The organism is Pseudoalteromonas sp. UG3-2, from assembly GCF_037120705.1.
Lineage (GTDB): Bacteria > Pseudomonadota > Gammaproteobacteria > Enterobacterales > Alteromonadaceae > Pseudoalteromonas.
Genome location: NZ_JAWLJU010000001.1, coordinates 36,181 through 61,877, shown reverse-complemented (window position 1 = coordinate 61,877; position 25,697 = coordinate 36,181). Strand labels below are relative to the sequence as shown.

Here is a 25,697-nt window from a genome sequence, read left to right as displayed (position 1 = left end):
GTTTCCCGTGTATTAATGGTTATTTTAAAGACGTAGTTGATTTATTTTGTTGCTTTTTTAATGCCGAAACCAAAGGCTCAGCATTAGCATCAAACAGTTGATTTAAAAGGCCTGCTAAGCGGATCCCGCCTTGTTGCAAGCGAAACTTAACCGTTGGCATATGTTTATAGATGTAGCCATAGCTAATGTCTGTTTCATTGGCTTGGTAAATTTGTTCAGCGATGGCGTTTGATTCAAGTAACCAATCCGCCGGTGCGCTGTCTAGGTAGTCGGCGATCACTTCGCTGTTATCAGTTTGAATAAAGCGAGTAAATTCAGTAAAAGACAAGTTTTCGTTTTCGACTAACTTAGTATCCCAAGTGCTGTGTAGGTTGGTGTCATTGCCAAAAAATGAAACCTTGATGCGGTTGCCGCCGCGGTCTTCACTGCGTCCAGCATGAAATGGTTGATGGCTGTCACCTACTAAGTGAACTAAAAAGCGAAACGCAAAACGTTTTTCATCGATAGAGGTTTTCGCTGATTGCAAGGTGTTGATAGCGTAATAAATGCCATCAAGAATGTTTTTAACTTGCTCTTTGCTACTAATGCCATGGTGAACATGCTCGTGCATTTTAGCGGGGTTTTTAATGTTAATATAATGCCACTTAGAAGACTTTCTGCGCCAAAACTCACTGGGATTAGAACGCATTTCATCGGCCCAAGTAGAAACCTCTGCTAAGGAATCACCTTCTAGGAGCGGTTTAATGGCTTGCTTGGTGGTAGCTGTTAAATGTGCCTCAGCTAACTCACCCACAATTCGGTGACCATTTTGTCCCCAGGCATGAACCTGAGTGCTCAACATAACACCTGCAGTGAATGCTAGGACGAAACTTTTACGAAACATGATGTTCTCTTTTTTAAAGTCAGTGGCGTAACTGCCCGCTAAAAGTGAGGCCAATTGTCCGCATTTTTGCGGAAAATAAAAGGACTTAACAGGATTCATAATTTCTTATTAATAAAGTATAAAAATCATATATTTAAAAGTTTTAAGTAAGTTTACTAGTTACAATAAGTAAGCTTTTTTGTTATTATGGGTGTTGCGGCAAATAGGATAAGACTGAATTGAAAGTGAATAACATTTCCACCCGATGGCTCAGCATGGCGATACTGCTTATTTTAGGTAGTTTATTATGTTGGATGCTGGCAAATAAGCTCACCCAACACAAAACAATTACATTAGAGCCTGTGTTGGAGTATTCACAGCGTTGTGAGACCACTGCTGTTGACAATGTTAATACCTTAAAAGTTCATGTGCCGGTACGAAGTATTGCGATGTCAGTGTTATCGCCCATTTGTCATGACCCCGTGGTGGCAAGGCAGTATGGCGCTGTAACGGTGTTTTGGGGCAGCCAATTGGCAGAGCAAATAGAGTTTTTGTCGAAAGGGATTGCGGATGTCATCTTGAGTAAAGAAAACATCATGTCAGCATTGATGGCTGAGTCGACACAAAACTTTATGCCGGTGCTAGGTTACCCCAGTTATTCAGCCTTTTTTATCTCTAATACGGAAAAGCCACAGCTAAATAAGGCTTATTTTTTAGATAAGCGCATCGGCTTGGTCGACTACCCAACCAGCCGCTCAGGGCATATTCTACCCAAAAGTGTTTTTAAATCCCTCGATTTAGATATCGATGCTCTAGATATTAAATACTTTAGCTCGCATCGGGTGTTACGCGATCAATTAGCTCAAGGCAAGGTCGACATCATTTCAACATATTGGTCAGACTTAGATGAGCAGCGTTTTTCAAAGAACTACATCACGCCTATTGCCAGTAATGTAGTGGGTAGTAAGTGGTATTTAAAAATGTCAGATCAAAATGTTGATTTAGCCTGTGCATTGCAACAAGTATTCAGTGACCTGGCGCATCAACGCACCTCGAGTTATTTCGAACATGCTGAGCGCTATTGGCAATGCCAAACCTTGCCTTATGGCTTTAAAGGAGCAAACAGTGAGCTATAAAGTACAACAAGGCGTGTTTTTTACGCTGCTCCTTACATGCTTTTTAAGCGTGTTTTACTTAGCACAAAGTAGCAATATTGATAAAGCCATAGCCCAAACAGAACAATCCATTTCGCTGCGAGTAGCGATTGACTTGCGGCGCTTAGCCATCGCCGATCCGCTATTTAATTATGCCGGCAATGAGGCACAGCTAAATACATACATAATCGCGCTGAATGATGAGCTTACAAAGCAAGGGTCGCGCCTAACGGTTAACAATATTAGTGCCACAAAAAGCGCTAACTCAAAAGAGCAGCAGTTAAGGCTTTCCGGACCTTATAAGGATTACTACATTACGGTTACTGCCGACAGGCAGCTGGCTCTAAGCACCTTTATTTTCCCACTTGTGCTCGCGCTATTAGTGTTTTTCGCTTATCGTTGGTTTGATAGAAAAACTTACGTCGCAGCCAAGCGTGCACAAAAAAGCGCGGCAACGGCGCCAGAGTTTCAACTGGTGGTAGACTTATTTAATAAAGTCGTCACCAATAATCACGATAAAAGCCGCCAAGTGCAACTTGCCAACAAACCATTATGCTTTTACTTGGCGATAGTAGAGTTTTGTGAACATCACCCTGAGGTGGTGTTAAATCAAAATAAAGACATGCCTGAAGAGCTTATAGAGATTGCTAATAAATACTTTTACCGCTTGATTGAGCTGGGTCACACTATTCGCAAGCGGCCAGACTTTACTAATAGTCTAGAAAAAACCTTGAGTGAAATCCGTGCCGCATTGGATGAGGTGTTGGCTCCCTTTCCCGAGCAAAAAGCCCGTTACTACCCGCCGAAGGCTCATGGTGAAGGGTCACGTTCTAAGTTACATAGCTATGGCTTAAATAACGTGAAAAAATCAGACATCGAAATTATTGGTAAATAGATAAGCTGAGGCAGCTGATTAACCACCTCAGCTGCACGGTTAAAGGTCCACCGCTTTGATGGGGCTGTGCTGTTGTAAGTAATCTTTTAACGCTTGGGCATCAGTAAAGTCGGTGGCGGTATAGCCTGGCAAATGATTCAGTTTTGGGTAACCATCACCTCCGGCGGCGTTATAACTGTTGATGCTCATGCGATAGGTTTTGTTTAAGTCCAGTGGCTCACCGGCGATTTTCACTGCGCTGATCTGATCACCACGGCGCTCAAAGCTCAAGTGGTGATATTGCATATAAGCGCCAGAGTCGGGCGGAAATGCGCTAACAACGTTCAGGTAATCAAGTAACTCTTTACCACTAAAATCAACATACGTAATGCGGTTTCTAAATGGGTGCACCTTAAGTACATCCTTATAGCTGACATCGCCTGCCTGAATACTGTCTCTAATGCCGCCTCCACTAATAATACCGAAGTCGGCATTAACGGTGGCCATTTGGGCATTAATGATTAAGTCAGCTAGATTACTTTGCTGAAACCTGACCGTGCTGCGACGACCATCGAGGAAGCTATCAACGTAACCTACAGCTCCGGCAATTTGTGCTTGGCCTTTATCTTGATATGGCTGTAAAAAAGCCAGCATCTCAGGGTCTTCAGCAATGGCCTGGGTATAGGTTTGGCCTTGTTTGTTTTTTAGGTTAACAGGCAATAACTCATAACTGACAAGCTCTTTGCTGTCACCTGATAGTTTAAACACGGCCTTGCCAACATATTTACCCCATTCATGGGCCTGCATTATCCATACGCCATTTTGTTGATCTGGATGGCAGTCTTTACCAGGAGCGAAATTGCTATCGGCGTTACCATTTTTATCTACACACACTGGCTCTTGCGAATGGCCGCCTACAATTAGGTCGAGTGTGCCAGGAGACAGTTGGCGTGCTAGGGTGACATCACCTGCTGCGTTAATACCATGTTGAGCGTCATGATAATGGCCCATGTGTGTCACAGCGATGGTGATGTCTGGGCTGTATTGTTGTTTAATTTTTGGTATCCACTGCTTGGTAGCGCTTAGTGGTGAAATAAACTCGAGCCCTTTTACGTGCTTAGGGTTAGCAATCTTCACCGTATCCACGGTGGTTAACCCCAGTACAGCAATGGTCAAGCCTTGACGCTCAATAATGGTGTAGGGTTCATACGCCGGTTGTGCGCTTTGTTGGTCGATGATGTTAGCAGATAAAACAGGAAATTGAGCCCAAGCGATCTGTTTATCTAAAATCGCTCTGGGGTTATCAAATTCATGATTACCAATGGCCATAGCATCGTAGCCTAAGCGGCGCATGCCTTTGAAATCTGGCTCAGCAAACTGTAAATCCGACTCTGGAATACCGGTATTGATGTCGCCACCAGAGAGCAGGATCACGGCATGGCCTTGTGCTTTGGCCTGAGCTCTTAATTGGTCAATAAGTGTTTTACGAGCGGCCATACCATATTCACCCTTTTCATTGCGCCAAAAGCGGCCATGATTATCATTGGTGTGTAATATGGTTAAGTAATCTGTTTCAGGCTCTGGAGCCGAAGGAGCGAGCTGGCAAGCACTCAGTACTAGCAGCGAGGAAGTAATAAGGAAATTGCGCATAATCGTTACTGCAAATAAGCAAATTATGCGCATAGTTTAAAACATTTATTGTTTTTTTATAGAGCTAGCACTCAAAATCATGGAGTTTTTTTGCGTGCTCTACCACCGCCATGGTTCTTCTTTCTAGTTCTAGTTTGGCAATGTCACACTTTTCGTGACCTGTTTCTACCATCCAGTTCAAAAAGCTGGCAGGTAAATCGGTGTATGCTTCTCCAGCGTGCAAGCCAAAATCACAGATCATCTTGTTATGTTTCATCTTGTTGCCCCTGTTGTTCTTTTATTCAACGCCCAGCATGCTAGCAAACTGGTGGCAACTTTAAAGACCAATTAGTTAAAAGCAGCAGTGATTATATAATTTCAGGTTATATAAGTGTAAAGATAAGTGCTAGCCACTGCAGCATGACTAAGGCACAGCCCACTAAATATAGGCGAAAGCGAGTGCGTAAATGATTGTTGCCAATATGAACAATAGTATGCGCGATACGACTAAATACAAATAATAAGGCAATGATGCTAAAGGCCAAGCTCACTAGGTTTAGTGTCAGTGCAGCCAGTGACACCACAAAAAACAATACTGGGATCTCAAATTGATTGACAAAATTGCGCGAGGCTAAGATAACCGGCTCTGGCGCATCATCCAGTTGCATAGTATTAAATTGCGCCATTTGGATTTGTTTGTTCCGAGCGGCTGCGAAGCGGCGCCGGCCCATAATCACCATCACCGTAAAGGTGAGCATGGTTTGTAAAAACAGCGCAGCGAGTAATAAATAGATTGATGTTGTCATACTGTTCCTAATTTACGAAGTGTTACAAAACAACTTCGTTTGTGATTGAAAAAAAAAGCAGTAATGACGATGATAGTCTTGTTTTGTAATATAACAAAGTGGAATTTTTATGAAAAAGCTATTTGTAATTAGCACCTTGGCAGTGGCTGTTATGTCAGGATGTAGCTCAACTGGCCAGCTTCAGGCACCAGCCGTGGAGTCGCAATTTTTGGCAAATGAGTTAGTCGTGAGTCCCAGCGACGACAGACAATACCAAACTTTAAAACTCGAAAATGGTATTGATGTTATTTTGGTCTCTGACCCAAGTGTCTCTAAATCTGCTGCAGCCTTAAGCGTTGGAGTGGGGTTGTTGCATGATCCAATGTCACAGCAGGGGATGGCACACTATTTAGAACATATGCTTTTTCTTGGTACCGAAAAATACCCAGATAACAAAGGCTATTCTGAGTTTATGACCAAAAATGGTGGCGCCCACAATGCCTACACGTGGCTTGATATCACCAATTATATGTTTAAGGTCAATAATGATGCCTACGATGAAGCATTAGACCGCTTTTCTGACTTCTTTAAATCACCCAAGCTGTATCCTGAATACACCGAAAAAGAAAAAAACGCCGTCAATGCCGAGTGGTCGATGCGCCGCGAAATGGACTTTTTTGGTCAGTTTAAATTAGCGCGAAATATGATGGGTGACCACCCAGCAAATCGCTTTTTGATTGGTAACTTAGAAACCTTGGGCGATAAACCCGATAGTAAGCTACACGCTGAAACGGTGGCATTTTACGAAAAATATTACTCATCTAATATTATGAAAGTGGCGATGATCTCCAATGAGCCGCTGAATACTATGGCTGAAAAGGCAAAACGTCATTTTAGCTCGATTGAAAATAAAAACATTGCCAAGCCCAGTGTTGAAAAGCGCTTAGACATTGAAAAGGTTGGCCAAAAGCTGGTTCACTATAAGCCTAATGAAGACGTAAAAACCCTAAAGCTGGATTTTACCATTGCCAATAATGCCGCGCAGTTTGCGGTTAAACCAAACTACTTCGTTACCTATCTACTCAGCAATGAAATGGCCGGCAGTCCGGCTCAAGTTCTTAAAGAGCAAGGCTTAATTTCGTCTCTTACAGCTTATGCCACACCGAACCATTATGGTAACTATGGCACCTTGCAGGTAGACATCCAGCTCACCGATGATGGCATGGAAAATCGTGAGTTGATCACCGGTACCGTGCTCAATTACATAGATATGATTAAACAGGACGGTATTGATAAGCGCTACTTCGACGAAATTAAAACGTCGTTGAATAATCAGTTTCGATTCTTAGAAAAAGGCGATGAATTTGGTTATGTCAGTAACCTTGCTGATGCCATGCAACATTACCCCGTAAATCATGCCATCAATGCCAGCTACCATTATGCTGATTTCGATGCTGACGCCGTCAATGCGGTGTTATCACAGCTAACTCCTGAGCATCTGCGCGTGTGGTATGTCAGCAAAGATGAGCCTGTGGATGCTAAGCTGCACTTTTATGACGGCGAGTACAAAGTGGTTGATTTAGACACAGACACCATTGAAAAATGGCAAAGTCAGTCGCAATTTGCTTTGGCCTTACCCAGTGTTAATACCTTGCTGCCAGAGCAATTTGCCATAAAAACTTCTGCAGAAGACGCCCAAAAAGGGGTGCAAAAAGTGATTGACCAAGCCGGTGTGCAAATTTGGCATGCCGCCAGTGAGCGTTTTTATCAACAGCCAAAGGGCAACCTTAAGCTCTACATTAACAACCCTCAAGCCTTGAGTGACGTTAAAACCCAAGTGGCTTTGTCTATTTGGTCAGACTTGTACCGCATCGAAAAAGCCAAGCTGATGACCGAAGCTGGGGTAGCAGGAATGGGACTGAACGTTACCGCGGCTAATGGCTTGGTGATGAATGTATCCGGGTTTACCGATAAACAACCTGAGCTACTGCAGCAAGCTCTTAATAATATTGCCGTGGACAGTGATGAGCGCAGCTTTGCACAGGCCATCGATCGCTATGTTCGTGGCATTCAAAACCAGCGCAAAGAGTTTCCATTTAGACAAGCGTTTAACGTTTATCGCAAGCTGATAAGCTCTGGTAACTTTGACGACGAGACATTGATTGCAACGGCACAGTCTCTGACTATCGATGAATTTAAACAAGTGCAAAAGCAAGTATTACGTAACAACCAAGTAAGAATATTTGCTTATGGCAACTACGACCAAGCGGCACTTGAGCAAGTACATCAAACCCTGAACCAAGCGTTACCAGAGCGTCAACACGTGACGGACTATGCTCGGGCAAAATATTGGCAACCTGAAGCCGAGCAAACGTTGGTATGGCAACAAGACATTGATGTTGCCGACGTTGCGGTCATTGATTTTGCTGTTCATCCAGACAAGGGCTACGCCGCAAAAGCGGCAGCCATGGTACTTCAAGGTCATTTAAGAACCGCAGCGTTTGAAACACTGAGAACGCAAGAGCAGCTGGCTTATGCTGTTGGAGCCACCAGTGTGGCAATTGATGATTACTCAGCTATGGGCTTTTACATTCAAACGCCAGTAAAAGACTCAAAAAGCATGCAACAGCGTTTTGACGCATTTAAATTAGAGTATGCCGAAGAGCTGGCTGAGCTGGATGAGGCAACCTTTGCTCAACTGAAAAATGCCGCATTAGTGTCGTTAACAGAGGAGCCAAAAAATCTCGCAGAAGAATCGCAGCCGTTGGTAAATGACTGGTTTAAGGAAAACATGGATTTTGACTCAAAAGCCAAGCTCACAGCAGCTGTCAGAGCCGTGACCTTGCAAGATATTAAAGACTATTATCAGCAAACCGTGCTTAACCCGGACGCTGCACGGCTTAATGTGCAGTTACGCGGTGAAAAGTTTCAGTCGCAACCGTTTGCTGACCTTAAAGGTCAAACCAAGCTTGAGTCCGTTAAGCAGCTCAGTGAGACGGTATCGTTGCAGGATTAATGGTGCAAACTAACGCAATGAGCGCCATAGCGTGACGAGTTACAGGCCGAGCATGTCATTCATGTTCGGCCTGTTTAATTTGGTTTGTGGTCACTCTAGGGCTATGATTGTATTCTATTTCTTCTTTAACACAGTGGTTTACGGATGCAGCAGCACAATACAACGCTAATCGAAAATTCCCAGATTGCACTTAGGCGCGCTAACCTTGAAGACGCCGTTTTTATTTTGCAGCTGTTGAATCAAACCAGCTTTATTAACAATATTCGCGATAAAGGGATCCGTACCATAGAAGATGCTCAGAGCCATATTGAGCAGTCGTTTTTGATCCCATATCAAATTGGCGCTGTGGCGCCCTTTGTGGTGGTTGAGCAAGGGACTAATCAAGCCATTGGTATTTGTGGTTTATATCAACGGCCATTTTTAACCTGCCCAGATATCGGCTATGCATTTTTAGATGACTACACTGGCCGTGGTCTAGCGTATCAGTCGGCGGCCCTGTTAATTGAGTTTTTAAAAACACAAAATGAAGTGTCGCAACTGTCAGCTATCACTTTAAACAGCAATAAACCCAGCATTAACTTATTGAGCCGGCTAGGCTTTAGTCGGGTAGGGGAGCTTATTATTGACGCCCATTTAAAGCCGGTACAGTTATTCGTACTGGCGCTTTAATGCTCTTTTAAGCTGTTGCTGCAACTGTGCAAAGTTGTTCTGGTGAGCGCTAACTAGAGCACTGAAACCATCTGCCTGCAGTGGTGTTGTAAAGCTGAAATTATTCAGCTGATGCAATTGATAGCGACCTTGGTCGAAGTAATATAGGTACCAGCTGCCTGTCATTATTGCGCCTTTTGCGTGGTGTCCGGCGAACTCATTTAATTCAATTGCAAGGCGATAGTGGGGTTGATTGTCACGGTAGTACTTAGTGCTATTAAGAGCCACCAGCTGTGGCTGCTGATTGAGGGCGTCGATCAATTGCCAAGTTAACATTTCGCTGGGAGGTTGTGCCCAAAAATGGAAGTTGGCAATGTTGACTTGATTATTGGCTTGTACTTGGATCAGTGCTTGCTGATCGTACAGCTCGTTAAGCTGCACCTTATCAACCAATAAGATCGTTTGTTTATCAAGTTTATCGGTTTTTTGTTGCTGCACCACTGAATCAAACTGATAGTAACTCACAGGTTGTTTTGGGTGAGTAAAACACCCTGTGAGGATTAAGGTGGTGACAAGGGCAAAAAATACCAGCCTCATTTATTCTTCCTAGGCAGTGGATCGGCTTCATCTTCTTTATTAAAGATTAGCATATTCGGCTGTTCATTGAGACCTTTTGAAATGGGCTTAAGGCGGTTAGATAAGCTTTCTAACTCTTCTAAGGTATCGCTCAATTGATCCATCACCCCAGAGCCTTTTTGGTATTGAGTCATGGTTTGCTCAAATTGCTTTAAACTCGAGGTGAGTTGGGTCAGGGTGGACTCTAGGCTAACTAAATTGTTGTCTACTTTTTCCGTAATATTATTGTCGTTAAGTGCTTCTACGAGCTGATTCATTTCCATTGCTAATAGCCTGTGTTGCTTTAAGGTACCCTCTAGCTCCTTAACAGTTGTTTCGAGAGGTAACCCATTTAACTTATTGAGTAAATTTGTGACTTGCTCAGAAAGTACTGTGATACCACTCTGAACACTAGGCAATATGGGGTATGCCGAGGTTTGAGCGAGTTTAACAGGTTCTGCATTTGGGTAAAAGTCTAACTCTATATATACCGCACCTGTTAACAAATTACCACTTTTTAGGGATGCCCTAAGACCATTTTCAATCCATTTGTCTATGTTGTCTGACCAATAATTAGCGGCGATTGCGGCATCTTCATAGATGCGACCGTATTCAATTTTAACTAAAACAGGTACAGCGGTATTGTCTTGTTGAAAGTACAAGGGTCTATCATCTGATATGCCGGTGGCTGGCACTTGCTCGATGGTGCCGACGCGCATGCCGCGATACTCAATGGGGGCCCCCGCTTTTAACCCTCTGATTGATTGCTCAAACTCTATAAGATAGTAATCAAACTCATCAAAGCGTCGCTCCAGTGCCATGGCATAGTTTTTATGTAACGAAAAGCGCTTTTCCTCTTGCGCTACTTTGCCACTGGGCATAGTTGGCGGGTAGTCGACAGAAATCCCACCTTTTAGCATCTTCGACAGTGAGCCTGTAGACACTTCAACGCCATCGGTTGAGAGCTTAAAGTCGACGCCAGAACTCACCCAAAAAATTGCGTTATTGGTAATAAGCTGATCGTAAGGTGAGTAAATAAAAATACCATAATCCATCTTTAGGCTATCGGCGTTAAAATGCGCAGACTCCACCTGGCCGACTTTGTAATTTCTAAAAAACACACTGGAGCCGACATCCAGTACTTCGGCATCAGTTGCCACCAATTGATAACGTTTACCTTCTACTTCAGAGCTGATCAATGCCGGTTCATCCATTAAAGTAAACATACTCGAGCGGGATGAGGATTCACCGGGAGACAGTTCGATATACACACCCGACAATAAAGTGTTCATGCCAGATATACCTGACTCATCAATTCTCGGTTTAACCACCCAAAGCGTAGAGTCTTCAGCTAAAAGCTCGCCATAAGGTTGCAAAATTCGCACTTTGGCCACCACGGCGTTTTGTTGTAATTCTAATTGCAGTGATTCAACCAAGCCCACCTTAACGCTTTTCACCCTTACCTCGGTTTTTCCGGCAATGATGCCGTCGGCGTCGTTCATTTTCACAAAAATGATATGGCCTTTATTAATATGATGTTGGTAAAGCATCCAGCCGGTGATCAATAGGGCAATAATTGGCACTATCCAAATCACGGAAAACTTAGGTTTGTCTTCTATTTTCGCATCAACACTCATTGTTTCTTTTTATCCCATAAAAGGCGCGGATCAAAACTATTCACTGCCGCAATTTGGCACAGTACCATCATAGTGAAAAATACAATGCCAATTTCAGGCTCAACATTCAACACAGTGCCCAGCTGCACCAGAGAAACCAGCAAGATAACCACAAACACATCTATCATCGACCAGCGACCAACGTATTCCAATAAACGATACACCCGAGTCGCTTTTAATGGGTTCTTCGGACGTTTTGCCCGCAGCAAGAGGTAACTTAATAGCACTGCCTTGATTATTGGAATACAAATGCTGGCTAAAAAAATCAGTGAGGCGACAGGATAGGAGCCGTCTTGCCATAATACCACTACGCCAGAAAATATGGTGGCTGGGGTGTGCATGCCTAAACTGATGGTGTCCATGATGGGCAGCATGTTGGCTGGCAACAGCAGCACCACACTGGTAAACATCCAAGCTAAACTGCGTTGTAATGATTGCTCTGTGCGATGCTTGAGTTTAGCAAAGCAACGTTCACAGCGCTGACCATGACCGACAAAGCCGCATACCTTACAGCGCTTATGGTTGCCCTCAACCACCCAGTTAGGGTCTTGTGTGAGCTGAGCAGTGTGCTCACGCCAAAGGTGTTCGTGGTCAAACAGTGACAAGGCCTCGATAAAACAAAATACAAAGAGGATATAAGCCCAAAACCCTAACCCCATTTCTAATTCAGCAAAAGACATTAACTTAAAGGCACTTACCAGTACCGCAACTAAGAAAATATCGGTGAGGTTGAGTGGTGTGAGTGCGGCAATAAAACGGGCAAGGTAACGGGCGTTGTGCGCGTTTATTCGTTGCCAAATCGGGGTATGGGCCAACAATAACAGTACGCACACGGTCACTGGCATAACAAAAATAGCAAACGCGAATAAAGCCGCAAGAAAGAAACTGTACTGTTCACTGAGTAATACCGTGGCTTGCCATAAACTCACCACTTGAGTTAAACCGTGTTGACTATAAGAAATAAAGGTTGGGAACAAGCTGGCAAATAAAAACAGTAAAGCGGCGATGGAAAAAGCCTGTACCCACTGGTTTTGATAACCAGGAATATGACGTAAAACGCGCCTACAGGTTGGACACAGGGCGCGTTTATGAGCATTACTATCGTCTATGGTGACTAGAGTGTCGCACTCGGGACAGGCTGTTATCACATTCAAGCTCAGTGGATTATTATGGTTTAAGTGTGCGTTATCCCACTGGCTTTTGCAATACTAGTCGAATACCGCCACCGTTTGCCTGCTTAATGCCAGCAGTTGACCTGAGCTGGAGCTTATTTTTGCGTCTTCAATGCCATAACCGTTTTGGCTGTGGTGAGTAATGGCTTCAAAACCTAACCACTGATCGCTTTCAAGGTTAATCTCCGATAAAAACTCAATATACCACGACATGCTGCTTGCAGGACTTGGCGCCTTACACATTTGCAATAAAGTCGGTGGCCAAGCGTCAGCAAGTGCAAGAGTGTGCAGCTCTGTGACCGCTGAGCTTTGCTCTTTAAAACGCATCCAGCCGCCTAAGTGCGAAGAAGGGGCGCCTGAAAATGGCATTGCACCTTGTTGAGCGTTGAGCGCGACATGTTGGAAAAACGCCGGCATTACTCCCTCTTGATAAGGTAATATCGCTTTTGGGTTGACTGGATCTAAACTGGAGGTGAAGTCATTATCGACAATGATGCTAGAGTCTCGGTTTTTACCAAAGCATCCTAGGGCAATGACACAGACTTGCCCTGACTGAATTAATTGCGTTTGCATTTGAGTGGCGTTTTTACCACTTCTGAGTACTGTGGTGTTTACACTGAACGGTTGGTCCTGTAACAGTGGCCCGACAAAGTTAACACTCACAGAGAGCAAACGACGTGGCTCACTAAGCTGGTGCTTCATGCTTTGCACTGCAATGGCTGCAGATAAACCACCAAAAGCAGTGCGGCCTTGGCACCAATTAGCAGGAAAAGTTAATTGGCACTCGGGTTGCTGTAATTGGCTATTATTGAGAATGTCATCAAAAGTCATGGTCAGGCTCTCTTATTTCCTTTATTAATGACCGTTAGAATAACTGGTCTAACCAGGTAATCAAGCTCTGAGAAGGCAAATAACAAGCAAAAACACCATACTTTTATGTTGAAAAACTGGCCAAACGCAAAAAAATGCAATTTTTTTTAAATTTTTTTCCTTGTGACGCTTGAATTACAAATCACTGCCCCTATCTATCAAAGCAACTAACTGAACAACGAATTTTGAAGTCGGAGAAGATTCATGGGTAGAATTATTGGAATCGATTTAGGTACTACTAACTCTTGTCTAGCGGTACTAGACGGCGATAAGCCTCGCGTAATTGAAAACGCTGAAGGCGATCGCACAACTCCTTCTGTTATTGCATACACAGATGACGGTGAGACATTAGTAGGTCAGCCAGCAAAACGCCAGGCTGTTACAAACCCTAAAAACACACTTTTCGCAATTAAGCGTCTAATTGGTCGTCGCTTTGAAGATGAAGAAGTGCAGCGTGATATCGGTATCATGCCATTTAGCATCGTAAAAGCAGACAACGGTGACGCTTGGGTTGAAGTTCGTGGTGAGCAAAAAGCGGCACCACAGGTTTCAGCTGAAGTATTGAAGAAAATGAAGAAAACGGCAGAGGATTACCTTGGCGAAGAAGTAACAGAAGCGGTAATCACAGTTCCTGCATACTTCAACGATTCACAGCGTCAAGCAACGAAAGACGCGGGTCGTATTGCTGGTCTTGATGTTAAACGTATCATCAACGAACCAACGGCTGCAGCACTTGCTTATGGCATGGACAAGAAAAAAGGCGATAACGTTATCGCAGTATACGACTTAGGTGGTGGTACGTTCGATATCTCTATCATCGAAATCGATGAAGTGGAAGGCGAGCACACCTTTGAAGTATTGGCAACCAATGGTGATACGCACCTTGGTGGTGAGGACTTCGATAACCGCGTTATCAACTACCTTGTTGAAGAGTTTAAGAAAGACCAAGGCATTGACCTGAAGACAGATCCTCTGGCGATGCAGCGTGTTAAAGAAGCAGCTGAAAAAGCGAAAATCGAGCTTTCATCAGCACAGCAAACTGAGGTAAACCTACCTTATGTTACTGCTGACGCTACAGGTCCTAAGCACATGAACGTTAAACTGACTCGCGCTAAGCTTGAGTCACTGGTAGAAGACCTAGTGTCAAAATCTATCGAACCACTAAAACGTGCACTGGCTGACTCAGACCTGTCTGTGAACGACGTTAACGATATCATTCTTGTCGGTGGTCAAACACGTATGCCACTAGTACAGAAAACAGTTGCTGAGTTCTTTGGTAAAGAGCCACGTAAAGACGTTAACCCTGATGAAGCAGTAGCAGTAGGTGCTGCAGTTCAAGGTGGTGTACTTGCAGGTGACGTAAAAGACGTTCTTCTACTAGACGTATGTCCGCTATCTCTTGGTATCGAGACCATGGGTCAAGTGATGACGGCACTGATTGAGAAAAACACGACTATCCCTACTAAGAAGTCGCAAACGTTCTCAACAGCAGAAGACAACCAGTCTGCAGTAACTATCCACGTATTGCAGGGTGAGCGTAAGCGTTCGGCAGACAACAAGTCGCTAGGTCAATTTAACCTAGAAGGCATTCGTCCAGCTCAGCGTGGTGTGCCACAAATCGAGGTAACGTTCGACGTGGATGCTGATGGTATCCTACACGTATCGGCGAAAGATAAAGATACGGGTAAAGAGCAAAAGATCACTATCCAAGCTTCTTCTGGTCTAAGCGACGACGAAGTGGAAAAAATGGTACGTGATGCAGAAGCCAACGCGGAAGAAGACAAGAAGTTTGAAGAGCTAGTTGGCGCTCGTAACCAAGCGGATGCACTAGTTCACGCAACGCGTAAGCAGATTGAGGAAGCCGGTGATGACTTACCAGCTGACGACAAAACTGCCATTGAAGCAGCTTTGAGCGAGCTTGAAACAGCAATTAAAGGCGACAGCAAAGAAGACATCGATGCTAAGACCCAAGCACTTGCTGAGAAGTCGCAAAAGTTAATGGAAATTGCGCAAGCGAAAGCACAAGCGCAACAAGCAGGCGGTGACGCAGGCGCGCAGCAAGAATCAGCGAAGCAAGACGACGACGTAGTGGATGCTGAATTCGAAGAAGTGAAAGACGACAAGAAGTAAGCTTGAGTCTTTGAGGAGGGCGCGCTGGCTGTAAGGCTTGTCGCGCCCTACGTGTTTATAAAAAACTCTATTTTGCGCGGGATAGTAATGGCAATCGGCATCAATACTTGCTCTATTTGAGGGAATAAATAAGTAAGTTGGTATTGCAGTGGCTACCCAGATTTAAGCGATAGAGTTTGTAGCAACAACCGTTGCCATAAAAGAGTAGTGTGATAAAAATGTCTAAACCTGACTATTATGAAGTATTAGGTGTTTCTAGAGACGCCAGTGAACGTGACATTAAAAAGGCGTACAAACGCCTTGCTATGAAGTATCACCCTGACCGTACCGCTGGTAACGCCGATCTCGAAGCGAAATTTAAAGAAGTAAAAGAAGCTTACGAGATATTGACTGATAGTCAAAAACGCCAGATGTATGATCAATACGGCCATGCAGCTTTCGAACAAGGTGGTGGTGCAGGTCATGGTGGATTTGGCGGTGCCGGCGACTTTGGTGATATCTTTGGGGACGTATTCGGTGATATCTTTGGTGGCGGCGGTGGTCGTCGTCAATCGCGACAACAGCGCGGTTCCGATTTAAGATATAACCTTGAGCTAAGTCTTGAAGAGGCAGTACGCGGTAAAGAAGTGGACATCAAGGTGCCCACTTGGGTTAGCTGTGAGCCGTGCGATGGCAGTGGTGCCAAAGCTGGTTCGAAACCTAAAACCTGTACAACCTGTCATGGTGCTGGCCAAGTGCAAATGCGCCAAGGCTTTTTTGCAGTACAACAAACGTGTCCAACCTGTCAGGGCACAGGCCAAGTTATTTCCGATCCCTGTAATAGCTGTCATGGTCAGGGCCGCGTAGAAAAGACTAAGACACTGAATGTTAAGATCCCAGCGGGTGTGGATACCGGAGACCGAGTAAGACTATCGGGCGAAGGGGAAGCAGGAATGCACGGTGCCCCAGCCGGTGACTTGTACGTGCAAGTGGCGGTGAAAGAGCACCCCATTTTTGTTCGCGATGGCAACAATTTATACTGTGAGGTGCCAATTAGTTTCACTACCGCAGCACTGGGTGGTGAGATTGAAGTACCGACCTTAGACGGCCGTGCGAAATTGAAGATCCCAGCTGAGAGCCAGACAGGTAAAATGTTCCGCATGCGTGGTAAAGGGGTTAAGTCAGTGCGCAGTGGCGCGGTAGGCGACTTAATTTGTAAGATCGTTATCGAAACACCGGTTAACCTTAACGAACGTCAAAAAGAGCTTTTACATGAGCTTGAAGAGTCGATGGGCGATAACAACGGTAAAAACCGTCCGAAAGCACAAGGCTTTTTCGATGGTGTGAAGAAATTCTTTGACGATCTCACCAAGTAATTTTGCTAACAAGCAAATGAAAAGCCCGCACAGCTGTGCGGGCTTTTTTATTGCACCACTAATTCACCACTAAGATATGCTCGGGTGTTTCTCCGCAGTAACATAGCGTTTCATTGGTTACGCGGTTATGGGGTCTGGTCGCGTCATCCGTGTTCAAGCGATAGCATTTACTGTCGCATACTTGTCCAATGCGCCAATCCTGATATTCTTGGCAAAGGAGTGCTATGCCCATATACAGTGCAATAAGACATGAGGCATATCTTAACACTTGCATAGTCTGGTTACTCACCTTGATAGTCAATGGTTTATGCCAGCGAGAACCCTGATCTAAAGGCTGGCATAGTAATACCAATTCGCACCATTTTGCGCTAGAGTCGTTAGCAGGAGGCGCTGGGTTGAGCACTTGGCTGCTGATAACGCTAAGCGTGTAAAAAGCGAATTACACTAAGTATAGTGCAGATTGTCACTCAGCAATAAAAAGAGCTTGGCGATTTTTACTTTGTGCAGACCTTCACCAATCCATGACTAAGACAATAGTCATTATTACTATTTATTTTCGCATGCGTTTGTTATTAATATGACAGCTCAAAACAACTTTCATCATTTAGGGATTGAATATGACGCCAGCAATAAAGGCACTGAAAAAGGCACGAGTGGAATTTGAAGTGTTACAATTTAGCCACGACCCAAACGACAATGACTTTGCTAACGAGGCGGTAAACAAGTTGGGTTTAGCGCAGCAGCAAGTGTTTAAAACCTTGTTATTAAGCGTCGATGGCAAGCTGCATGTGGCCATTTCTCCCGCTACCAAGCAGGTTGATCTGAAAGCCTTTGCTAAAGCCTGTGGCGGCAAAAAAGCCCAGTTAGCCGAGCAATCACTTGCCGAGAAATCAAGTGGTTATGTAATTGGTGGGATCAGCCCTTTTGGGCAAAAAAAACGCCTGCCAACCTGGGTGCATGCCAGTGCTTTCGAGTATGAAAAAGTGTATGTCAGTGCCGGTAGAAGAGGCCTTGAAGTGGCCGTATCACCGCTCATTTTTGCGCAACTGTGTGACGCTAAGCGCAGTCATTTTTAATCGCTACCCCCAAGCTATGCCATCAATGCGCTAAATTGCACTTCACCTAGTGTCTTTTGCGTAATTTTTTGCTTTATCCCAAACAAAAAATCACATTCAGCGTACAGCTGTAAGCTATTAATTTTCCAGTTTTTTATATGAAATCGACGCTAATACCGTAAAAAAGGCGTTAAAAAGTTAAATAGAGTAATTGATCTAAACGAATTTTTATGCCGTAATGTAAGTATATTTATCTGGTCGGATGAGTTTACTATGAGCTTAAGAACGAATTTACGAAAAATCCTCCCTAGCATTTCAACAACAGAGCAAGAGGCACTCGATGCGGGTGATGTTTGGCTTGAGGGTTCTATTTATCAAGGCAAACCAGACTTCACTGCGCTAAGAGCAGTGCCGGAAGCCAAATTAAGTGCTGAAGAGCAGGCGTTTCTTGAAGGCCCGGTAAAAGAACTAATGGGCATGATTGACGATTCAGAAATTCAAAATGGTAAGCATTTACCAGAGCATATTTTAGAATTTTTGAAAAAAGAACGCTTCTTTTCTTTGATCATTCCTAAAGAGTACGGTGGTTTAGAGTTTAGCCCTTACGCCAACTCAACCATCGTTGGTACCATCGCAACAAAATCATCAGCGGTGGCAGTAACGGTTATGGTTCCTAACTCGTTAGGTCCAGGCGAGCTGTTATTGCACTATGGTACCAAAGAGCAGCAAGCGCATTATCTACCTCGCCTTGCCAACGGTCGTGATATTCCATGTTTTGCCTTAACTAGCCCAGAAGCCGGTTCCGATGCTGGCGGAATTCCAGACCAAGGTATTGTTAAGAAAGGCACCTTCAATGGTGAAGAGGTCTTGGGTCTTGAGATCACTTGGGACAAACGTTATATCACGCTAGCACCAATTGCTACTGTGCTTGGCTTAGCCTTTAAAGTGCTTGATCCAGAAGGGTTACTAGGCGGTAAAAAAGAGTTGGGTATCACCTGTGCCCTTATCCCGCATGACCACCCAGGTGTGCAATTAGGTAACCGTCACGACCCTATGGGTGTGCGTTTTTACAACGGTACTACTCGCGGTGAAAAAGTATTTATTCCGATGGAGTTTATCATCGGTGGCCAGAAGAACATCGGTCGTGGTTGGCAGATGCTAGTAAGCTGCTTAGGCGCTGGCCGCGGTATTTCTCTTCCTGCACTCGGTGTATCAACCAGCCAAGTAGCACTAAAATCGGCATCAGAATACGCTGCTGTGCGTGAGCAATTTGGTTTATCTATTGGTCAATTTGAAGGTATTCAAGAGAAACTAGCAGATATCGCTGGTAAAACCTACATGCAAGAAGCCATGCGAGTGTTGACCACAGAAGGCTTAGGCATGGGCTTTAAACCTTCTGTGGTAACGGCGATTGCAAAGTACCACATGACAGAGACTGGTCGTGACGTACTCGACTCAGCGATGGACATTCTTGCGGGTAAAGCGATTCAAAATGGTCCACAAAATACCTTAGCAAGTGGTTATGTTGCGCAGCCGATTGCCATTACAGTGGAAGGGGCTAACATTCTGACTCGCAACCTAATGATTTTCGGTCAAGGTGTGATGCGTTGTCACCCGTACCTGCAGTCTATGGTTGAGTCTATCCACAGTGAAGAGAAAAATGCCGACAGCCAGTTCCGCGGTATCCTGACCAAAACGGTAGGTTACAGTGTTGCCAATAGCTTAAGAGCATTTAAATACGGCTTAATGCCATTTACTGCTGAAGCGAAGTCATCACTACCGGAAGTGCGTGCTTATGAAAAAGCAGCACACCGCTTAGCGGCAAAACTTGCTGTTTACGCTGACTTCTCGCTATTGGTTTTAGGCGGCAAGCTGAAGCAGGCAGAAATGTTGTCAGCGCGTTTAGGTGATGTAATGAGTCATTTATACGCGGCCATGGCATCGATTAAGTATTATGAGCAAAAAGTAGCGGTAGCTCAGCGCGAGCAAGCTGCGCCTTATTTCCACTACGCCACTCGTCATGCTTTAACCAGTGCCGAAGAAGCCTTACATAAATTCTTGGATAACTTCCCGGCCACTGGTGCACGCCGCTTTATGCGCACCATCACGTTACAGTTCAGTGGTAAGCAAATGCCGAAGATCAATGATGATATGGTGCGTGAGCTGGCTGCGGCAGCACAAATGGATACGCCATTTAAAGCGCAGTTAACTCACCTTGTGAAGCCAACAGCAGGTGACGGTCATGACATCAATGAGCAAGCTTACAAAGCCAAGATGGGTTGCTTAGAGCTACTGACTAAGGTTAAGCGCGCCATTCGTAAGCGCGAAGTGCAACCAGGTGTGAGATTTGAGCAAACGCTAGACAACGCACTTGTGGCTAACCTTATCACTGAAGAAGAGTATGCGAAGTTAGTTGACTACAACCGCAAACGTGAAAAAGCTATCCGAGTGGACGAGTTTGATTTTGATATGAATCTACTTACCGAAGAGACGGCGAAAGAAACGTTTAAGCAGGCAGTTAACAACTAAGTACCACACTTTTTAGCGGAAAACGTAATAGCCCTTAACCGTTTGGTTAAGGGCTTTTTCATGTTAGGTAATGATAATAAATACAGCTATAATGTTGAAACACAGTGGATCTGTTTGCTTACTGGCTGAGTGGTTAAAGAGATACGCTGTACAGTATAATTAAATAGGTGTATCACAGTGAAAATTGACATTCCCACTAAGGTGATCTCTGCGCCTATCGCTGAACAACAAGAGCAACAACTGTGGAGTGGTTGTGGCGACATGTTGTTTATTGATCATGACGCTGGCAGATTAGCCATAAAACGCACCCAGGTGCCCAGTCACATTGAACATCGCCGCATTGCGCAATCAACTCAGGCGTTGCAACGTAAAGCAAAGTCCTATGAAGTAGAGCGAAATTTCTACAAATACCATGCCATAGAGTTACTCCATCCTTGTAATACCGCCAATTACCTTGGTGAAGGCAAGCATGGCGACATCGACTACATGGTACTGCGCGACTTTTCAGCGCAAGGCTTTGTGCAAGTTGACTCCCCTTCACAGTCACAATTGCTCGCGGTGATCACTTGGTTGGCCAAGTTTCACGCGCACTTTTTGCAAAGTCCGGCGGAGCATGTGTGGTCACAGGGCAATTATTGGCATTTAGATACTCGCCCTGATGAGCTGCAGCGTATGGCGCCGGGGAGCATGAAAGAAGCCGCGCCGTTATTAGCCAAGAAAATTAAGCAAAGTCGCTGGCAAACTTGGCTACATGGCGATGCCAAGTTAGCTAATTTTGCCTTTCATGGCGATGAAGTTTTAGGCTTTGATTTTCAGTATGTCGGTAAAGGGGTAGGGGTGGCCGACTTGATGTTGCTATTGACCTCGGTGCTCGATGAACACGAGCAGTTAATGCATGCAGACGAATACTTAACCTTATATTTAGACACTTTGAGGTTGGAGTTACTCGGCAAAGTGGCGTCCCTTGATATTGCTGAGCTACTCAGTGAGTGGCGTGCTCTTTGGCCTGTGGTATGGGCTGATTTTTATCGTTTTTTATTGGGTTGGAAGCCAGATCACTTTAAAATTAATGACTACATGAAGTTTCAAGCAGAGCTGGCTTTAAAAGGAGTCTAAATGGGAGTGGCGTTGTTAAGCGCATTAAATTGGGCGGCATTTGATTTTTTTCGTAAACGTCTTGCAAGTCATTACAGTGCGGCCCAGATGTCAGTATTATTCAGCGTACTCGTATTGCCTGTCTATGTAGTGTATTGGCTTACCACCAACCCCAGCTTGCCCAGTCAAAATTATCTCATTCCAGCACTGGCCAGTGGCGTATTAGCGGCCATTGGCAGTGTCAACTTTATTCAAGCGTTAGCGCTTGGCAGAATGGCCGTGGTATTGCCGCTGTTGTCTATTACTCCGGCCTTAGCGGGTGTTTTTGCTTGGGTTTTGCTAAGTGAGCCGCTAACACTGCTGCAATGGAGCCTCATAGGCGCCATTGTGGTGGCTTCATTTTTCCTACAAGGCGGGCGCTTTTCATTTCATGAGCCTGGTGCCAAGCAGGTGGCCATCACCTCTTTGTGTTGGGGCTTATGCATCGTGTTTGATAAACAAGCTCTGCAATTTAGTAGCTTGTCATTTCATGCCGGCTTTATCACGTTTATGGTGTTCTTTGTTAACTTAGTGGTGTTAAGGCCTAAGTTAAGAGGATTACAGTTACGTCGTCATGGCCTCACTTGGCTGGTTTCGGCAGCGGTGTTTGCTGCGGCCGTGATTTTGCAAATGCAGGCACTAAGTACAGTACAACCTGGTTTAGTGGAAGGGTTAAAGCGTGCCATTGGCATTGTTAGCGCCAGTTTGCTCGGCGTTTGGTGTTTTAAAGAAGCTATGCGGCCTCGAGAGTGGCAAATGATCAGCGTGATTTTAGTGTGCAGTGTGGTATTGGCACTGAGCTAAGAAGTAGGCTCAGTGCCTTAAGCGCTCTAGTTACAGGCCGCTCCCTTACGCCAAACGTTAGAGAAGACATCGGGCTCAGCGCCACGTGACCAATGGATGGCACTGTATTCAAATCCTTGGTATGCCACTTTATCGCCTACCACATAGTGTGTGGTCGCATTCCAGTTGGCAACGCCACTACAGCCACCGGATTGCTCTGATACGGTTATTTGTTGCGTAGCCGTATTACTGCGGTTGTTATCATCACTGACGGTTAAACTCACCTGGTAAGTCCCTGCGGCACTGTAGCTATGTGTAGGGTTTGCTTGGTTACTGCTGGTGCCATCACCAAATTGCCACGTGTAGTTGCCTCTACTTGATTGATTAGTGAAAGATACCGTTAAGCCATCGGTGCTGTAACTGAAATTTGCAATTGGTTCAGAGGGCTCGCCATTGCAGCCATTGGCGTTTAGGTAATCGACCGCCGCTTTGGCTTGAACAATACCATAACCATAGGAGGTATCACGGCCCGCTTGGCCTTTGTCTTTGGCGGTGGTGTTTAACACTTGGCGAATACGCTCTGCGCTACATTGTGGAAACTGCCCCCACACTAACGCGGCGACACCCGAAACATGGGGTGTGGCCATGGAGGTACCACTGATACTGCGATAGCCATTGTTATTCCAGGTGGAGTTAACGTTCACCCCTGGGCCGGCAATTTCAACTTGACTATTATACTGCGAAAACGACGCTTTGCTCTCGGAGCTATTGACCGCAGCAACTGAGACGACAGCATCGTAAGAGGCTGGGTAACTGAGGGAGCTATTGCCAGCGTTTCCTGCTGCGGCAATGTGCAACATGCCACTTTGATAACTCTGACTAAAGGCATTACGTTCGGCGATGGAGCTACCACTGCCACCGAGACTCATGCTGGTGATATTAGCCCCAGCTTGCTGACACTGCTCAATGGCTTTAATCAGATCTGAGCCGTAAGCCCAGCTTCCCTGATCGTTAAACACCTTAACAATGTGCAGACCCAGTTGACCTGATGGGTTAACTCCAACCACGCCAGTGTTATTACCTCCAAGAGCGGCGATAGTACCGGCAACATGGGTGCCGTGGCCATTGCCATCGTTACTCCAAACGCCGGTATTATGGCTGCCATAGCCATCGTCTCCTGTGATCCCCGTATTGGGTAGATCAGGGTGACCTAGGGTATAGCCGGTGTCCATAATGCACACTTTGCTATTGCCGCTGGCGCTATCGGAGAGTTGATCTGCTTGCACCATGCTAATGCCATAAGGAATGGTTTCTGCTTGCGGCTCGATAGCCCAAGGGGTAATGGCAGGTAAATAGCGCTTGGGATCAAGCTCTACCATGGCGACACTTGGGTTAGACTTTAATGCCGCGATTTGCTCATCTGACGCGTGTGCGACATAAGCATTAATGCTGGGCAAAGCTTCAACGTCGCTAGTACCCATCACGCTGTAGGCTTGTTGCCTTAATGCTTGGGTTTTAAATTGCGCCAAAGCTTGTGCGCTCACTTGCACCGGTTGTGCTGTTGGCATCGCTTGTTTTTGCAAGGTAACGATCACGCGTTGATCTGCCTGTGCCATAGCGAGATTAGCAATAATGCTCGCACTGATGGTGGATAGGGCAATTACTTTAGTTAAATAATGTTTTTTCATTTTTTCACCTTTACATGTTGTTTACCTTTGTAACTAAAGCAGGTAATGATAGCGCTGTCAATGGCGCGTTAATAAGACAAACTTGGTTTGCATAGTTAAGTTATAAAGAGTGAATTATGAGCTTATACGTAACCCTAGGTGATAAATTAAGCAGAGCTAATGCACTTCATTGCGTATTATTGATTCATTTATATCTTTGATGGTGAAGCGGTTGTTATTGTTAATGTAACGTAAAAAGTCCAGGTGTTTTGGAAAGTTGCCATGTAAAGCTTCATAAAGTGGCCAGTACTGTTCTTGCAGTGGCCTAAAAATAGCCAGCCTATGCAAGCCAATCTCGCTCTGATTTAAGTGAAAGGCGCGCAGTTGCACTAGGGCATAGGCACCGAGGAGCACGTGGCCTCCCATAGAAACATCCAATTGCTTGGCTATTGGGGAGTCCCAGTTAACACCACCCACCGTGATAGTGCGGTCAAGGTCAAGAGCTGCTTGTAGTGCACCATAGGCCATAGGATCGTTGGCTGCCCAAACGATGGTTAGTTCCGGCGCCCGAGTTAACCAAGCTTTGGTGATGCGATAAGCATCTTGCTGTGACCAATGACTGTTTACTTGCGCAAGCAGCTGTAGATGTTCATGCTTACTAACAAAAGCATTCATGCCTTTTTGTCTGTCGAGTGCTGCCGGTGTGGCAACATCGCCTAACAAAGCCAATACCCCTTGCTCGGCCTTAGTTGCAGAGGCTTTTTTGCTAAGCTCAGCCATTAGGGTAAAGCCGGCTTGAAAATTGTCAGGGACAATGCTGCCGAGCACTTGATAGCCAGCCTGATGTAACTTGGCGTTTTGCTCAGCAGATGGGCCGTTAAGCAAAAACAACAGTTTTTTATTATTGGCCTTTTCCTTAAGTAACAGCGGGATCACACTGGCTTTTTCATTGACTAAAATAAGGTAGTCAGAATTACCGTTTAGCGCGGCTTTAACCAATGATTTCATCACGATATGGTTACGTTTTGCGTATTTAACCGATAGCTGAATGTTTAAATCCGCTGCGGCCGTTTCCATGACCTTACTTACATTAGGCCAGAAATGCCCAGTAGCATTATCGCTCTCATGCCCTGGATTGATAAACTCAACCGCTATAGGGCTCGCAAGGCTAATTCCAGATAGCAATAATGCACTAACAATTATGATAATTTTAAGCATAGGTTCGATTTTTAACTTCAGACATTACCAGTGTAGACCCAAGTGTTCAGGCTGTGCGAATTATGCAGTATAATGGCGTTTCAATCTTTGGGGGTAAAATGAGATATATCGCAGTATTGTTAGTACTAATGTGTTCGCACATGGGGTTGGCCCAAGAGGGCAGTGAGCTAAATCAAACCATGAAAAAAATGGGCCACCAGTATAAACTCGCGGTGAAATCCAGCTCAACCGAGGAGCTGCAAACCGCGCTGGTTAAAATGAAAACACTGGCTGAAAGTAGCAAAAATTTTCACTTTAAAACGGATGTCGCTAAGCAGTCGCAGCAGGGTTTGGATAAGGTGATCAATACCATTGATTCAGCACTGGGTGATATTCAGCAAGGGCAGCCAGATAAGGCCAGAGCACGAATTGCTAAAATTGATGAGTTACGTAAACACTATCACGAACTCCATGAGCCACCCAGCTTCTGGGAACTGTTATTTGGAAGCTAACGACAAAGCAAAGACAGTGCATTAACGACACTGT

General features: G+C 45.0%; 21 protein-coding genes. 11 read left to right on the top strand and 10 right to left on the bottom strand.

Features of this window, described 5'->3' with window-relative positions; translation table 11 throughout:
• Positions 1-19: 19 nt before the first annotated feature.
• Positions 20-883 (bottom strand): S1/P1 nuclease, encoded by an 864-nt coding sequence (locus R3P39_RS00280; protein ID WP_336565015.1) that lies wholly within the window; start codon positions 881-883, stop codon positions 20-22.
• Positions 884-1,137: 254 nt separating this feature from the next.
• On the opposite strand from R3P39_RS00280, the gene R3P39_RS00275 reads away from it, so the two are divergent.
• A complete protein-coding gene (locus R3P39_RS00275) occupies positions 1,138-1,998 on the top strand; it encodes a hypothetical protein (RefSeq protein ID WP_336565014.1) in 861 nt (286 codons plus the stop codon).
• The gene (locus R3P39_RS00270; protein WP_336565013.1) at positions 1,988-2,911 is read left to right on the top strand and encodes a hypothetical protein; all 924 of its coding nucleotides are present in this window, start codon (positions 1,988-1,990) and stop codon (positions 2,909-2,911) included. Before R3P39_RS00275 ends, R3P39_RS00270 begins: the two co-directional genes overlap by 11 nt.
• A gap of 39 nt (positions 2,912-2,950) precedes the next feature.
• Here the strand turns inward: R3P39_RS00270 and ushA are convergent, their stop codons facing one another.
• From ushA to R3P39_RS00255, 3 genes are all read right to left on the bottom strand, one after another.
• Positions 2,951-4,540, bottom strand: a complete 1,590-nt coding sequence (gene ushA / locus R3P39_RS00265) for a bifunctional UDP-sugar hydrolase/5'-nucleotidase UshA (RefSeq protein ID WP_336565012.1) — start codon at positions 4,538-4,540, stop codon at positions 2,951-2,953.
• Positions 4,541-4,604: 64 nt separating this feature from the next.
• Positions 4,605-4,796: a hypothetical protein gene (locus tag R3P39_RS00260; protein ID WP_336565011.1), complete on the bottom strand. Its 192-nt coding sequence runs from the start codon at positions 4,794-4,796 to the stop codon at positions 4,605-4,607.
• Between the two features lie 106 nt (positions 4,797-4,902).
• Positions 4,903-5,325, bottom strand: coding sequence for an MAPEG family protein (locus R3P39_RS00255; protein ID WP_336565010.1), 423 nt, complete (start codon positions 5,323-5,325; stop codon positions 4,903-4,905).
• Between the two features lie 109 nt (positions 5,326-5,434).
• Here R3P39_RS00255 and R3P39_RS00250 point away from each other — a divergent pair, with 109 nt between their 5' ends.
• Together R3P39_RS00250 and R3P39_RS00245 are read left to right on the top strand one after the other, a co-directional pair.
• Complete coding sequence (locus R3P39_RS00250; protein ID WP_336565009.1) at positions 5,435-8,320, top strand: insulinase family protein; 2,886 nt, start codon at positions 5,435-5,437, stop codon at positions 8,318-8,320.
• 144 nt (positions 8,321-8,464) lie between these two features.
• The gene (locus R3P39_RS00245) at positions 8,465-8,989 is read left to right on the top strand and encodes a GNAT family N-acetyltransferase (protein ID WP_336565008.1); all 525 of its coding nucleotides are present in this window, start codon (positions 8,465-8,467) and stop codon (positions 8,987-8,989) included.
• On the opposite strand, the gene R3P39_RS00240 is transcribed toward R3P39_RS00245, so the two are convergent.
• Genes R3P39_RS00240 through R3P39_RS00225 form a run of 4 tightly spaced genes read right to left on the bottom strand, consistent with a single transcriptional unit; the run spans position 8,969 to position 13,262 of the window.
• Positions 8,969-9,565: a PqiC family protein gene (locus tag R3P39_RS00240; RefSeq protein WP_336565007.1), complete on the bottom strand. Its 597-nt coding sequence runs from the start codon at positions 9,563-9,565 to the stop codon at positions 8,969-8,971. The two genes, R3P39_RS00245 and R3P39_RS00240, sit on opposite strands and share 21 nt — an antisense overlap.
• Entirely contained in the window at positions 9,562-11,220 is a 1,659-nt protein-coding gene (pqiB, locus tag R3P39_RS00235) for an intermembrane transport protein PqiB (protein WP_336565006.1), read from the bottom strand. The genes R3P39_RS00240 and pqiB overlap by 4 nt, the downstream gene beginning before the upstream one ends.
• Entirely contained in the window at positions 11,217-12,407 is a 1,191-nt protein-coding gene (locus R3P39_RS00230) for a PqiA/YebS family transporter subunit (protein WP_336565005.1), read from the bottom strand. The genes pqiB and R3P39_RS00230 overlap by 4 nt, the downstream gene beginning before the upstream one ends.
• 60 nt (positions 12,408-12,467) lie before the next feature.
• A complete protein-coding gene (locus R3P39_RS00225; protein ID WP_336565004.1) occupies positions 12,468-13,262 on the bottom strand; it encodes a thioesterase family protein in 795 nt (264 codons plus the stop codon).
• Positions 13,263-13,505: 243 nt separating this feature from the next.
• Here R3P39_RS00225 and dnaK point away from each other — a divergent pair, with 243 nt between their 5' ends.
• The 6 genes from dnaK (at position 13,506) to R3P39_RS00195 (ending at position 22,308) form a co-directional block, all read left to right on the top strand.
• Complete coding sequence (gene dnaK, locus R3P39_RS00220) at positions 13,506-15,431, top strand: molecular chaperone DnaK (RefSeq protein ID WP_336565003.1); 1,926 nt, start codon at positions 13,506-13,508, stop codon at positions 15,429-15,431.
• A gap of 218 nt (positions 15,432-15,649) precedes the next feature.
• Positions 15,650-16,786 (top strand): molecular chaperone DnaJ, encoded by a 1,137-nt coding sequence (gene dnaJ, locus R3P39_RS00215; RefSeq protein WP_336565002.1) that lies wholly within the window; start codon positions 15,650-15,652, stop codon positions 16,784-16,786.
• 617 nt (positions 16,787-17,403) lie between these two features.
• Complete coding sequence (ybaK, locus tag R3P39_RS00210; protein WP_336565001.1) at positions 17,404-17,862, top strand: Cys-tRNA(Pro) deacylase; 459 nt, start codon at positions 17,404-17,406, stop codon at positions 17,860-17,862.
• Positions 17,863-18,114: 252 nt separating this feature from the next.
• The gene (locus R3P39_RS00205) at positions 18,115-20,370 is read left to right on the top strand and encodes an acyl-CoA dehydrogenase (RefSeq protein WP_336565000.1); all 2,256 of its coding nucleotides are present in this window, start codon (positions 18,115-18,117) and stop codon (positions 20,368-20,370) included.
• A gap of 177 nt (positions 20,371-20,547) precedes the next feature.
• Complete coding sequence (locus R3P39_RS00200) at positions 20,548-21,486, top strand: phosphotransferase (RefSeq protein ID WP_336564999.1); 939 nt, start codon at positions 20,548-20,550, stop codon at positions 21,484-21,486.
• On the top strand, positions 21,487-22,308 hold the full coding sequence (locus tag R3P39_RS00195; protein WP_336564998.1) for a DMT family transporter: 822 nt from the start codon (positions 21,487-21,489) through the stop codon (positions 22,306-22,308).
• Positions 22,309-22,334: 26 nt separating this feature from the next.
• Here the strand turns inward: R3P39_RS00195 and R3P39_RS00190 are convergent, their stop codons facing one another.
• Together R3P39_RS00190 and R3P39_RS00185 are read right to left on the bottom strand one after the other, a co-directional pair.
• Positions 22,335-23,975, bottom strand: coding sequence for a S8 family serine peptidase (locus R3P39_RS00190; RefSeq protein WP_336564997.1), 1,641 nt, complete (start codon positions 23,973-23,975; stop codon positions 22,335-22,337).
• Positions 23,976-24,131: 156 nt separating this feature from the next.
• Complete coding sequence (locus tag R3P39_RS00185; protein WP_336564996.1) at positions 24,132-25,172, bottom strand: ABC transporter substrate-binding protein; 1,041 nt, start codon at positions 25,170-25,172, stop codon at positions 24,132-24,134.
• Between the two features lie 98 nt (positions 25,173-25,270).
• Between R3P39_RS00185 and R3P39_RS00180 the strand changes: the two genes are divergently transcribed.
• A complete protein-coding gene (locus tag R3P39_RS00180; protein ID WP_336564995.1) occupies positions 25,271-25,663 on the top strand; it encodes a cytochrome b562 in 393 nt (130 codons plus the stop codon).
• Positions 25,664-25,697: the final 34 nt, after the last annotated feature.